At 63.4% G+C, this 13,006-nt stretch carries 11 protein-coding genes; 7 read left to right on the top strand and 4 right to left on the bottom strand.

Annotation, left to right across the window (positions count from 1 at the left end):
- Positions 1–9: 9 nt before the first annotated feature.
- The 3 genes from M0D66_RS31280 (at position 10) to M0D66_RS31270 (ending at position 3,895) form a co-directional block, all read left to right on the top strand.
- On the top strand, positions 10–1,011 hold the full coding sequence (locus tag M0D66_RS31280) for a xanthine dehydrogenase family protein subunit M (RefSeq protein ID WP_256457761.1): 1,002 nt from the start codon (positions 10–12) through the stop codon (positions 1,009–1,011).
- Positions 1,008–3,230, top strand: coding sequence for a xanthine dehydrogenase family protein molybdopterin-binding subunit (locus tag M0D66_RS31275; RefSeq protein ID WP_266212474.1), 2,223 nt, complete (start codon positions 1,008–1,010; stop codon positions 3,228–3,230). The genes M0D66_RS31280 and M0D66_RS31275 overlap by 4 nt, the downstream gene beginning before the upstream one ends.
- Positions 3,231–3,307: 77 nt before the next feature.
- Complete coding sequence (locus M0D66_RS31270; protein WP_266212472.1) at positions 3,308–3,895, top strand: NTP transferase domain-containing protein; 588 nt, start codon at positions 3,308–3,310, stop codon at positions 3,893–3,895.
- Here the strand turns inward: M0D66_RS31270 and M0D66_RS31265 are convergent.
- The gene (locus M0D66_RS31265) at positions 3,892–4,809 is read right to left on the bottom strand and encodes a LysR family transcriptional regulator (protein ID WP_266212471.1); all 918 of its coding nucleotides are present in this window, start codon (positions 4,807–4,809) and stop codon (positions 3,892–3,894) included. The two genes, M0D66_RS31270 and M0D66_RS31265, sit on opposite strands and share 4 nt — an antisense overlap.
- A 174-nt stretch (positions 4,810–4,983) precedes the next feature.
- On the opposite strand from M0D66_RS31265, the gene M0D66_RS31260 reads away from it, so the two are divergent.
- From M0D66_RS31260 to M0D66_RS31245, 4 genes are all read left to right on the top strand, one after another.
- A complete protein-coding gene (locus tag M0D66_RS31260) occupies positions 4,984–5,688 on the top strand; it encodes an SDR family NAD(P)-dependent oxidoreductase (RefSeq protein WP_266212517.1) in 705 nt (234 codons plus the stop codon).
- 174 nt (positions 5,689–5,862) lie between these two features.
- Entirely contained in the window at positions 5,863–7,401 is a 1,539-nt protein-coding gene (locus tag M0D66_RS31255) for a UdgX family uracil-DNA binding protein (protein WP_266212470.1), read from the top strand.
- A gap of 184 nt (positions 7,402–7,585) precedes the next feature.
- Entirely contained in the window at positions 7,586–8,290 is a 705-nt protein-coding gene (locus M0D66_RS31250) for a PIG-L family deacetylase (protein WP_211702706.1), read from the top strand.
- Between the two features lie 48 nt (positions 8,291–8,338).
- Positions 8,339–8,563: a hypothetical protein gene (locus tag M0D66_RS31245; protein ID WP_093632977.1), complete on the top strand. Its 225-nt coding sequence runs from the start codon at positions 8,339–8,341 to the stop codon at positions 8,561–8,563.
- Between the two features lie 77 nt (positions 8,564–8,640).
- Here the strand turns inward: M0D66_RS31245 and M0D66_RS31240 are convergent, their stop codons facing one another.
- Genes M0D66_RS31240 through aepX form a run of 3 tightly spaced genes read right to left on the bottom strand, consistent with a single transcriptional unit; the run spans position 8,641 to position 12,602 of the window.
- On the bottom strand, positions 8,641–9,708 hold the full coding sequence (locus M0D66_RS31240; protein ID WP_266212469.1) for a 2-aminoethylphosphonate aminotransferase: 1,068 nt from the start codon (positions 9,706–9,708) through the stop codon (positions 8,641–8,643).
- A gap of 12 nt (positions 9,709–9,720) precedes the next feature.
- A complete protein-coding gene (aepY, locus tag M0D66_RS31235) occupies positions 9,721–10,887 on the bottom strand; it encodes a phosphonopyruvate decarboxylase (RefSeq protein ID WP_211702704.1) in 1,167 nt (388 codons plus the stop codon).
- A complete protein-coding gene (aepX, locus tag M0D66_RS31230) occupies positions 10,884–12,602 on the bottom strand; it encodes a phosphoenolpyruvate mutase (protein ID WP_093632980.1) in 1,719 nt (572 codons plus the stop codon). Before aepX ends, aepY begins: the two co-directional genes overlap by 4 nt.
- Positions 12,603–13,006: the final 404 nt, after the last annotated feature.

The raw sequence follows: 13,006 nt of genomic DNA, 5'->3' as shown, positions 1-13,006 counted from the left end.
GCGACCAGCATGGATGCGATCTCTTACGAACGCGCCGGCGACGTCGCCGGCGCCGTGCGCGCGGCGCAGCAACCGGGTGCGGTGTTCATCGGCGGCGGCACCAATCTGCTCGACCTGATGAAGGGCGGCGTGGCGCGGCCGCTGCGGCTCATCGATATCACGCACATCGGTGGACTCGATACGGTCACCACGTTGCCCAATGGCGGCATCCGTATCGGCGCCCTGGTGCGCAACAGCGATGCCGCCAATCACGCGCTGGTGCGCGAACAATATCCGTTGCTGTCGCAAGCGTTTCTGGCGGGTGCTTCAGCGCAGTTGCGCAATATGGCGACCGTCGGCGGCAATCTGATGCAGCGCACGCGTTGCGGCTACTTTTACGACACCGCCTTCACGCAGTGCAATAAGCGCATACCAGGCAGTGGTTGCGCGGCGCTCGAAGGCCACAATCGCACGCAGGCGATTCTCGGCGCGAGTCCGCAATGCATCGCCGTGAACCCCTCGGATATGAGCGTGGCGCTCGCCGCGCTCGACGCCGTCGTACGTGTAAGCGGACCCGCAGGCGAGCGAACGATTCCGTTTGCTGACTTTCATCGCCTTCCCGGCGACCGGCCCGATATCGATACGACTTTGCAGGCGGGCGAGTTGATTACCGCCGTCGATTTGCCGCCGCCTTTGTTCAGCGCGAACGCCCACTATCTGAAGGTCCGTGACCGGGCCAGTTACGCATTTGCGCTGGTCTCGGTAGCCGCCGCGTTGCAGATAGACGGCGACCACGTGAAAACCGCACGCATCGCGTTGGGCGGCGTCGCGCACAAACCGTGGCGTGCAAGTGCGGCCGAGCAGATGCTCAACGGCCAACCGCTCACGCAGGCGAGGTTGCATGACGCCGCAGCCGCCGCGCTACGCGATGCGAGGCCCCAGCACGAGAATGCGTTCAAGGTGCAGCTCGCGCAACGCGCGATCGTGCGCGCAGTAAATCTGGCCGCGGGCCGCACCGGAGGTGTCGCATGAATCTGATCGGTCAACCGCTCGACCGTATCGACGGTCTGCTGAAAGTCACCGGCGAAGCGCGCTACGCCGCCGAGTTCCCCGAGGCGCGGCTTGCGCATGCGGTGCTGGTCACCAGCACGATTTCAAGCGGCACGATTGCGTCGATCGACGCGAGCCGCGCGCAGGCATTGCCAGGCGTGCTGCTGGTGATGACGTATCAGAACGCGCCGCGCCTGCCGAATGGCGGCAAGCCCGCGTTGACGCCGCCGGCAGGCAGGCGACTGTCGCTGCTGCAGGACAGCCAGGTTCACTACAACAACGAGCCGGTCGCGGTGGTGGTTGCCGATACGCTCGAACATGCCACCGATGCCGCGCGACAGTTGCGCATCACGTATCAGAGCAGCGCCGCGGTACTCGATTTCACGCAAGCGAAGCCGAACGGACATGCGCCCGACAAACCGCAAGGGCGCACCACCGACACGCAACGCGGCGACTTCGAGGACGGGTTGCGCAGCGGCCCGGTCCACGTCGATGCCGTCTACACCACGCCGATCGAGCATCACAACCCGATGGAGCCGCACGCCACGATGGCGCACTGGGACGGCCCGCAACTCACGCTCTACGACTCGACGCAAGGCGTGAGCAATGCGGCGCAGGCGGTTGCCAGGACGTTCGGCATGCCGCCCGGCGACGTGCGCGTGATTTCGCCGTTTATCGGCGGCGGCTTCGGTTGCAAGGGTTCGTCGTGGTCGCACGTTTCGTTGTGCGCGATGGCGGCGAAACAGACCGGGCGCCCGGTGCGCCTCGTGCTCGAGCGGCCGCAGATGTTCGGCTCCGTCGGCGCGCGGCCGCGCACCGAGCAGCATTTCACGCTTGCCGCGCGGCACGACGGCACGCTGACGGCGATGCGCCACGACAGTACGTCGAACACGTCAATGTTCGAAGACTGGACCGAGACCTGCTGCATGGTCACGCGCATGTTGTACGCTGTGCCCAATCAGATCACGACGCACCGGATCGTGCCGATGAATCTCGGCACGCCGACCTTCATGCGCGCGCCCGGCGAGACGACCGGCTCGTTCGCGCTCGAATCGGCAATGGACGAACTCGCTGTCGCGTTGAAGATGGACCCGCTCGCGCTGCGTCTAAAGAATTACGCCGATGCCGATCCGCAGGAAAACAAGCCGTGGTCGAGCAAATCCTTGCGCGAGTGCTATCAGATCGGCGCGGAGAAATTCGGCTGGTCGCGGCGCACTGCCGCGCCACGCTCGATGCGCAACGGCAATACGCTGATCGGCATGGGCATGGCCACCGCCACCTATCCGGCCAACCGCAGCGAAGCCGCGGCCATCGCGCGGATTCTGCCGGACGGCAGCGCCATGGTTGCCTCCGGCACCCAGGATCTCGGCACCGGCACCTACACGGTCATGACCCAGGTGGCCGCCGACGCCCTCGGCTTCGCGCCGGAAAACATTCACTTCGCACTCGGCGATTCGTCGCTGCCGAAAGCGCCAGGATCGGGCGGCTCGCAATCGGCGGCGAGCGTTTCGCCTGCCGTGCGCGAGGCCGCAAGCCAGGCGCGTAGCCAACTGATCGCCTTGGCGCTCGCCGACGAAGCCTCGCCGGTGCACGGCATCGCGCTCGGCGACATCACGGTGGAGAACGGCTGGGTCATGAGCCGTTCGCAACCGGCGAAGCGCGATCCCGCGGCGGCGATCATCGCGCGCTCCGGTGGCAAACCGATCGAGGCCACCGCGACGGTCAAACCCGGTGATGAACGGCAGAAATACTCGCTTCACTCATTTGGCGCCGTGTTTGCCGAAGTCCACGTCGACGCGGACCTCGGCACGATTCGCGTGGCGCGCGTGGTCGGCGTTTATGACGTGGGCCGCGTGCTGAACCAGAAAACCGCGCGCAGCCAGATGCTGGGCGGCATCGTGTGGGGCGTGGGGGCGGCGCTCCAGGAAGATACCTCGCTCGACACGCGCTATGGGCGCTTCACTAACGCAAACCTCGCCGAGTACCACGTGCCGGTGAATGCCGACATCGGTTCGCTCGACATCACGTTCATCGATCGGCCTGACCCGTACGTCAACTCGCTCGGCGTGCGCGGCATCGGCGAAATCGGCATCACCGGCGTACCGGCAGCCATCGCGAATGCCGTGTATCACGCGACCGGTGTGCGCGTGCGCGATCTGCCGGTGACGCTCGACAAGGTGATGGGGACGATGCGCGCATAACGGCTGATGCATTGGCGCTTGCCTGCCGATGCGTTGCATCGCACAATCGGGCACGTCCCTTCTATCGGTGCCCGTCCATGGCCTACGCCTCGCTCGCTACTGGCGTGTTGCTCGCCGCCGGCTTCGGCTCCCGCTTCGACCCGGACGGCCTGCACAACAAGCTCCTCGCCCAGATGCCCGACGGCACGCCCGTCGCGCACGAAGCGGCGCACCGGCTGTTACGGGTTGTCTCGCGTGTGCTGGCCGTGGTGCGGCCGGGTTCGGACGCTCTCGCGCGCCTCCTGAACGACGCCGGCTGCGACGTGGTGTTCGCCGAGAGCGCCAATCGTGGCATGGGTGCGAGTCTCGCCGCCGGCGTCGAGGCCTGCGAAGACGCCGAGGGCTGGATCGTCGCGCTTGCCGATATGCCGCGCATCGCCATCCCGACAATCGAAGAAGTGGCGCGTGCGCTCGACGGCGGCGCTTCGATCGTCGCGCCGTTTTATCAGGGACAGCGCGGCCATCCGGTGGGCTTCGGCATCGAGCATCGGGACGCATTGATCGCGCTCGACGGCGACACTGGCGCACGCGCGCTGTTGACCTCGCAGCGGGTCATGCGGCTGGATGTCGACGATCCAGGGATCTTGCGCGACGTGGATACGCCGGAAGATCTGCGCAACGTTTAACCTGACGACACCTGCTGACGGCACATTCTAAGAACGAGCTGCCGAAGCCAACGATGAACCGGGTCATTCTCCAAACGAGGATGCCACATCTGGGAAACCGTAAAACCTTCAGTCGCCACAGGAAGCTCGAACGCGTAGACGCTGACTGCTACACCGGGCTGAGTATTCACAAAAGATGCAGGCAGGAGCGCGACGAGATCGGACGCTCGTGCCACTGCCAATGCGGCCGGAAAGCTCGGCACAACCGCTACGGTCGTTCGCTCCAAACCCGCCAGGGCAATCGCAGCGTCAAGCGTATCGATTGTCTGGCGACCGTACGGAGCGACGACGTGACCAAACGCTGCGTATTGCTCGATCGTCACGTCCTGTTTCAGGTCGAGGGGATGCCCCTTTCTGACAACCCCGAGGTAGCGGTCTCGAAACAAGGCCTGCACGCGAATTTCGGGCCCCATTTCCTCCTGAACACCGATCTCGAGATCGGCGGAGCCATTGCGCAGATATTCCGCGTTCTTTTCCGGCTTGGACGAAAAGTGCAAACGCACAAACGGCGCCAATGCCGTCACTTCAGCAATCAATGGCGCACCGAAGGCTTCCACGAAAGCTTCGTTGACACGAATCGTCAGGGTTCTGTGCAAGGTTGAAAAATCCAGCGCGGCGGGCGACGGACGCAGTAAGGAACGCGCCTCCTGAACGATATTTTGTGTTCGCTCACGGATCTCCTCTGCATACGGCGTCAGCACCATCTGGCGTCCGGCCCGGACCAGTAATGGATCGCCAGTCGCGGCACGAAGACGAGTCAGCGTGCGACTCATTGCCGACGCACTCAAATGCAACGACCGGGCCGCGCGCGTCACGTTTTTCTCGGCGAGCAATGCATCGAGCGCGAAAAGGAGATTCAGGTCCGGTTCAGGCATTTTTTTATCGTAGTCAGCGGAGGTGAGATAAGGCGTCTGATGCAGATATTAGTTGCATTCAGCGCGGCTTCCGCCATTCCCTATGCATCGCTATATTGGTTTGAACGATTTACCTACGAGGATCGCTCTCGTTACGTGCAGGTTCGAGAGCGGCTTCGCTTACCGGGAATGCCAATGCAAAACACACCTTCACAGAAAACCGTCCTCCTGATCGGCGCCTCGCGCGGCCTTGGATTTGCGATGGTCGAGGAGTATTTGAAGCGCGGCTATCAGGTCATCGCCACCGGGCGAACGGGTTCGACCGACAAGCTTCGGCAGGTCGCGGAAGCCGCTGCTGGCGCGCTCGAAGTAGAAATTGTCGATATCACGATTCCCGAACAGATCGCAGCGTTGCGTGGCCGCCTTGCAGATCGGCGTATCGATGTGCTCTTTGTGAACGCAGGCGTCGTCAACGAAGATGGTGAAACGATCGCGGATGTCTCGACCGAGGAATTTGTGCGGGTGATGGTAACGAACTCGCTGAGTCCGATGAGAGTCATTGACGCGTTTCAGGATCTTGTCCCGCCGACTGGAACGATCGGCGTCATGTCTTCGGGGCAAGGCAGTCTCACGAATGCCACCAACGCGAATTTCGAAGTCTACCGGGGGAGCAAGGCCGCACTGAATATGTTCATGCGGACCTTCGCGGCGCGCAGCGCCGAGTCTCCGCGCTGCCTCCTGCTGATGGCGCCTGGATGGGTCCAGACAGACATGGGTGGTCCTACGGCGCGCTTGACCATCGGGGAAAGCATTCCGAACCTGGTCAATACGATCGAGGCTTATGAAGGGCGCGCCGGTTTGCATTACCTTGATTACCTCGGAAGGGTCGTTCCCTGGTGATGGGTCTGCGGACGTGTCTCTGCTCCAGTTGCAATTGACGTGCGCCCGTTGTTGCGCAGGCTTGATCCGGCAGACTTGATCCAGGCCGGCGTTTTAGCGCATACTGTATATCTATACAGTATTTTGGCCGCATAGGTACACGCATCTCGATGCGCGTATCCACGGCGCGTCAGCATGAAACGCATTTCGATCGAACCGTCTTTCGCCATATGGCGGCGCGCCGCGCGGGTGCTGCTGCAGCAAGGTGTCGAGCCCTCGCAGATCGAGTGGGTTGAGTCTGAAGGTAAAGCCGGGGCGCCGGGCGTGCTGGCTACTGAGTCCGCCTTCGCGACGGCGAGCGCCTCCGAGACAGTAGTCGCTCCTGCCCCCGTCTTCGCCACGCCCGCGATTCCCCGCGAACTGCTCTCCTGGCTGAAAACGGCGGCTTGCTTCCGTGCGCCGGACCGCTGGGCGCTGCTGTACCGCGTCCTGTGGCGCTGGACGCGCGGCGAGCGCAACGTCCTCGATCTCGACGACCCCGACGGCGCGCTGCTGGATCAACGCATCCGGACTATCGAACGCGAAACCGAGGATCTGCTGACACTCACCTTGTTCAGACGGCGTGATCCGTCGATGGAGCCGCCCGAATTCGTCGGCTGGTACGAGCCGCATCATGACTTGCTGGAGCGTGCCGCCGAGCGGTTCGCCAAGCGCACGGGCAATTCCACGTGGATGTTGGCCACGCCGCACGGCGCGGTGTTCTGGAACGGCATGCTGCTGCGCACCGACCGGCCGCTCATGGCGGAGTGTGAGCAAGCCGCGCCTCTATTAGAGACCAACGCCATGACCGGCGAAGCCATCACCAGCACCCCCACGGAAGCGCTCTGGCTCGCGTACTACTGCAACGCCTTCAATGCCCAGCCGTCGCCGGTGCCGCTGCGCTACTGGAGAAGGCCGCCCGCGGGTCCACCTTTGCCTGCACACCTCGCGCGCGAACGCAGCCGTCTCGGCGCGCAAAGCGCGGCCGTCACCGTTCCGCCCATGCCGCCAATCGAGTATTCGGCCGTGACGCCCCCTTTGCGGGAGCCCACTGGTCCGCTCGCCACCTGCCGGCGCTGCGCGTTATGGCGCAACGCGAAACAGGCGGTTGCAGGCGCCGGGCCCGCGCCTGCCGCAATCATGGTGATCGGCGAGCAGCCGGGCGAGTACGAGAACCAGCACGGCGAGCCCTTCACCGGGCCGGCCGGTCAACTGCTGGACACCGTGCTGGCGCGCGCCGGACTGGAGCGCGAGGCGCTGTACCTGACGTATGCCGTCAAGCATTACAAATGGGAAACGCTCGACGAGCAGCGCGTTCATCGCACGCCCGTGTGGCGCGAAGTCGAGGCTTGCCAGTACTGGCTGGAAAAAGAACTAGCGCAGGTCGCACCACGCGTGGTCGTCACACTGGGCGCGACGGCGTTGCAAACGCTGACCGGCCCGCACGTCAATCTGTCCGAATACCTCGGGCAAACCATCGCTCACAACGGCCGCCTGATCGTGCCGACCTGGCATCCGTCGTATGCACTAGGAATGACCGACGCCACGTTACGCGACGACGTCGTGGCGACCATTGCGGCGGCGTTCAGCCGCGCGGCGGCGCTGGCGGCGTTGGCGGCGTTGGCGGCGTTGGCGGGAGACAACCCGCCCGCTAAAGGTGAGCATGTTCGGGATAGGCCCGTTGCACAACTGTGAGCCTCTGCGGGACCCACAGCAGAACCGGCCCACTCAGGCATGCCGCTTGCGACGACCACTCCGGTTACACAAGTCGCGACAATTCCGCCTAAGCTGATGTGACGCCGCCAATCCAGCAAGTTTGTCGCGCGCAATATCGAAGCTTCGAATGCGGCCCCGCGCGTTTCGAAACTACCCATGTCCCATGAGCGAAACCAGCCCACGCCTTTTCATCGTCTCACCCCATTTCGACGACGCCGTCTTCAGTTGCGGCGCACTACTCGCCGCCCATCCTGATGCCGCGGTCTGCACGGTGTTTGCCGCGCCGCCCGAGCACGAAATGCATACCGAATGGGATCAGAAATCGGGATTCGCGAACGCCCGCCAGGCCACCCACGCCCGCACGCTCGAAGACAACCTCGCCCTGGAAGTGCTCGACGCGATTCCGCTACGCATGCCATTTCGCGGCAGCCAATACCTGGACTCGCCGTCGATCAGCAAGCTGGCGGCCGGGCTTGAAGAGACCATCTACCGCACGACCGCGAACACGCTGCTCATGCCGCTCGGCCTGCATCATGACGATCATGTGCTGGTGTTCGAAGCCTGCTGCGAAATCCTGCCGCGCCTGTCGCATCTCACGTGGTTCGCCTACGAGGACGCGATCCATCGTCGCACGCCCGGCGTCGTGCAGGCGCGGCTCGCCGACCTCGCGCAACGCGGCGTCGTCGCGACGCCGGCCTATCCGAGCGTCGGCCACACGATCGATCTCCCGCGCCGCACGCAGCTCAAACGCGAAGCCGTGAACGCTTACGCAAGCCAGCTGCGCGCCTTCGGCGCGGGCAATTACGACGACGTTTTCGACACCGAACGCTACTGGCAATTGAGCGTGGGTCGCCGCAGGAAAAAGTAAGGGGTGCGCGGCGTGCTGGATCGCCTACGCTAGAAGGAAACGGCTGGCGTGTGGGTGAACTCGACCGACAGCGGCCGTACCACCCGCTTTCCGTTCGCCTCTCAACTCAAAGGTGATGCAATGAGCTACGACATGCATACCAGCCCGATTCCCGACCCGAACGCCGATCCGAACCGGGATCCGGAAGCCGATCCGCTCGTGCCGCCGTCGCCGGGTCATCACACCGAGGAGCCGCAACGGCCGGATGGACCGCCGGACAAAGACCCGGTGTGACGGCACCACGCGCGTGCTACCGGATCACTACCGGATTGCTACCGGACCATGACAGCAAGCGCGACTGATCGCGTGCTTTAGCGCGTCAGCTCGCTAAAACCTTGCAGCAGACGGTCGATGTCGGCGGCATGGATGTTGCCCATCGTCGAGATGCGGAACAGTTCGGCCGACAAGCCGCCTTGACCGGCATAGATGACAAAGCCGCGCGCCTTCAGCGCGTCGTGCAGTTGCGGATACGTGACGCCGCCCGGCAAGCGATACGCGCGCAGCACCACCGACGACTGCTCCGGCGGCAACACGCTGCCGATGCCCCGCTCCGCGAGACCCGCGCGAGCCTGCTCGGCGAGCGCCGCGTAACGCGCGTGGCGCGCCTGCCAGCCGCCTTCGTCGGCGAGTTCGCGCAGCGCTTCGACCAGCGCGTAATACGCATGGACCGACGGCGTGAACGGCGTATTGCGCTGATCCTGCAGACGCGCGAGGCGTCCGAGGTCCAGGTAATACGTGCGGCTCGCCGCCTGCGCGAGCGCCGCGCGCCGCACCAGCACGAAGGATGCGCCCGGCACGCCGTGCAGACACTTGTTCGCGGTCGCTGCGACGGCGTCGAGACTGGCGTCGGCGAAATCGATCGCTTCCGCGCCGAAACTGCTGACGCCATCCACCAGCAAACGCAGACCGCGTCCGCGGCACAGCGCACCGAGCGCTTGCAGATCGTTCAGACGGCCTGTGGTTGTTTCGTGATGAATCACGGCGACGTGCGTGAACGCTTTGTCCGCGTCGAGGCGTTCGGCGATCTTCGCGAGATCCGGCGCCTGCATCCAGTCGTGTTTCAGCGACTCGTGCGCGATGCCGTATTGCGTGGCGATCTGCGAAATACGCTCGCCGTACACGCCGTTTTCCACGACCAGCAGCTTGCCGTTTTGCGGCACCAGCGCGGCGGTCATGCTTTCAACAGCGGCCGTGCCGGAACCGGTCATCAGCACCGCTTGCCATTCGCCCGCGTCGAGACCGTAAAGATCGACCAGACGCGTGCGCGCCTCTTCCTGCAAGTCGAAAAACTCGCTTTCACGGTGGCACAGATCCGTTTGCAACAGGCTGTTGCGGACGCGTTCGGTGAGCGTCACCGGACCGGGATTGAGCAGCAGCATTGAGCGCACTCCTTAAGCGGCGCCGATGTGGCGCATCAGGCGCGTCTTCACATCGGGCGGGGTGATAGTGGGACGCGGCAGGCCATCGGGCGTACCACGGCGAATCGCCAGTCGGGCGAAGCGCGGACCGTGGGTCGACGGCGCTGTTTCGAACAGTTCGTCGATCACGTTGACGTCGTCGCTTTCAACCGCCGACGCGTAACCGCACGCCGCAGCCACACCCGCAAACGAGACTTGCGACGACACCGTCGCCTGGCCGCCGGTCGAGTCGTGCGCGCCGTTATCGAGCAGCACGTGCGTGAGATTCGACGGACCGTACGCGCCGAGCGTCGCAAATGCGCCCATGCGCATCAGCGCGGCGCCGTCGCCGTCGAGCGCGACCACGTGCAGGTCGGGGCGGGCAAGCGCGAGACCCAGCGCGAACGGCGTTACGCAACCCATCGAGCCGACCATGTACAACTGGTTGGGACGGTCGTCGATGGCATAGAGTTCGCGGCCGCAAAATCCGGTCGACGCGAGCACCACCGTCGATTCTAGCGGCGTGTGCGCGATGACTTTCTGCAGCGCATCGTGACGCGAAGCCAGTTCATTCGCCGCGACGTTTTTGAACTGCGAACGCGGCGCGACCGGCACGCGGCGAGCACCGGCGGCGCCCTCTTTCAACTCGTACGGCGCCACGCTGCCCTTCTGCATCACGAGCGCGTACGGCCGGCCGGTTTCATCCATATGAGCAATTGCACGATCCAGCGCCGGGCCGATCGCGTCGGCTTCGGTCGGGAAGGTCTCCCACGGAATCTCCATCGTATCGAGCATCGCGGGCGTGACCGGGCCCATCAGCGCGTGCTGCGGTTCGTCCGCGACGCCAGGTTGCCCGCGCCACGTCACGATCAGCAACTGCGGCAGACGGAAGGTCCACGTGAGCGAAGTCAACGGACTCACCGCATTGCCGAGGCCGGAGTTCTGCATCATCGTGATGCCACGCCGGCCGTTCTGCGCGCCGAGCGTGACACCGGCGATCAACGCAACCGCATCGCCTTCATTGGCTGCCGAGACGTAATGCAGCGATTCGTCCTGCAACACGTAGTTGATGAACGGCGTCAGATACGAGCACGGTACACCTGCATACCAATCGAAGCCTCGCTCACGCGCCGCCTCGACGAACTGTGCCGCCTCGATCATTGCGCGGCTCCGCTGGCTTCGTTCGTCTTGCCGCCGGCCGCTGCGAACGGTGCTTGTGCATGCGCGAAATCGCCGGCACGACGGAAGTCTTCCAGATCGTTCACACCGCGCCAGTGGCCGTGCACGTATTGCACTTCGATCGATTCACCCGCTTCGATCAGCGCGTTCAGCAGCGCGGGCATATCGAGTGAATCGAAATCCGGGCGCGCCTGCAGTTTGCCGAGTACCGCTTGCAAACGCTCACGCCCCTCGCCGCGTACATTCAGCAGACCGACCCAGCGGCCATGCGGCGTTTGCGAAGCGATGGCCGAGCTTGCGTCCTGCCCGCTCGACACATGACGCAGCGTGACCTTGTTGCCGAACAGCCCGCGATCGTCGGCTGCCGAGCACCATGCGAAGTCCCGCACGCTGGCGTTTTCCGCATCGGTCAGCGACGAATCGACCACCACGCTGAACGCGGCTTCGCTCTCGACCAGGTCGCGCAGAATGTAGCTGCGGAACAGCAGGTCGCCGTAGGAGATGACCGTATCGCCCGCGAGCTTGTCGACGGCGCAGGCGAGCGACGCCAGTTCGCCGGTTTGCGCGTGACGTTCATTGACGACCAGCTTGATGCCGGCCGTATCGATCGCATCGGCACGATACCCGCCGACCACGGTGATGTCGTTGACGCTCTGCTTCTTGAACGCATCGATGAGCCAGCGCAACAGCGGCTTGCCCGCGATCGGCAGCATGACTTTCGGACGATCTTCGGTGACGGCTTCGAGGCCCTTGCCGCGGCTGGCCGCGAGCACAATGGCGGAGCCCGCCGAGCGGCCGCTCGACAGATAGCGGTCTTCGGCTTCCGAGTATTCGTCGGCGTCTTGCAGACGGAAGATTTCGTTGACGGCGGCGATGCTGTCTTCGACATTGACGAGCGTTTCGCTCGAATGAATTTCCTTGGCGACGGCCTGCATGGCCGAGGTTGCTGCGCGGATCAGATGATTTGCCCAGATAACCGTGCTGATGCCGGCTTCGCGGAACACTTCGGTGGGCGTGCTGTAGTACTTGGTCGGCACGATGACGAGCGGCCCGCGGCCGGCCCACTCACGCGCGAACTCGAGGATTTCATCGGGACGCGAGAGCTTGCTGTGAATCAGGATCGCGTCGGCGCCGGCTTGCCGATAGGCTTCCGCGCGACGCAGCGCTTCGTCCATGCCCCAGCCGGCGATCAGTGCTTCGACGCGCGCGACGATGGAGAAATTTTCATCCGACTGCGAGTCTTTACCGGCTTTGATCTTGCCGCAGAACTCGTCCATATCGGCGAGCGGCTGCGCTTCGCCGTTGATGAAGCTATTCGTTTTCGGGAATTGCTTGTCTTCGATGCAGACGCCGGCGATGCCGCGTTGTTCGAGCTTGCGCACGAGGCGTCGCACGTTGTTGAAGTTACCGTAGCCGGTGTCGCCATCGAGGAGGATGGGCAGATCACTGGCGTCGGCCATGAATTCGAGGTTGTCGACGACTTGCGTCCAGCTGGCTTCGTTGTTGTCGCGCACGCCGAATTGGGCGGAGATCGCGAGACCCGAACCCCAGATCGCCTTGAAGCCGGCTTCACGGACGATACGGGCGGAGAGACCGTTGTGGGCCTCCATCATGAATTCGAGTTCGTTGCTGACGAGCATCTGGCGCAGGCGTGCGCTGCGGGAAGCGGAGACGAAAGCAGGTTCGCGGGCGTTCATTTTCTTTACTCCTTGTGGCGGGCTTATTGATGCTCTTTTGTTGCCCGGCTGGTACTGGAAAATGGCGACTATAGCTGAAATCGTTTTTATCCGGTGTTGAAGTGGTATTGGGGTTTTTTGATGTTGCTGTTAAGTGGGGAAATGTGTTGTTTTTTGCATTTCATGCAGTGGTGATTAGGTTTGGATTTTTTTGGCGTTATGTGGGGAAATGTGATTGGGCCCCTGCGGAGCAGGGGTTTGGGGTTGCTGTTTCGTTTTTCTTATTTGATTTTGGTGTTGTTGTATTTTCTTTGTTTATTCTGGCTCTGTATTAATTTTGGTATTGGTGGCGCTTTTGTCAGTTTTATTAGGGCTTTGGCCTTTCCTTGATCTGGCTTTGGTGCCTTTCCTTGAATTGTTAGTGG

The organism is Paraburkholderia sp. SECH2 (assembly GCF_030464795.1).
Taxonomy (GTDB): Bacteria; Pseudomonadota; Gammaproteobacteria; order Burkholderiales; family Burkholderiaceae; genus Paraburkholderia; species Paraburkholderia aspalathi.
Note: the sequence above shows the minus strand (reverse complement) of the source record. Positions and strands in the feature narration are given on the sequence as shown.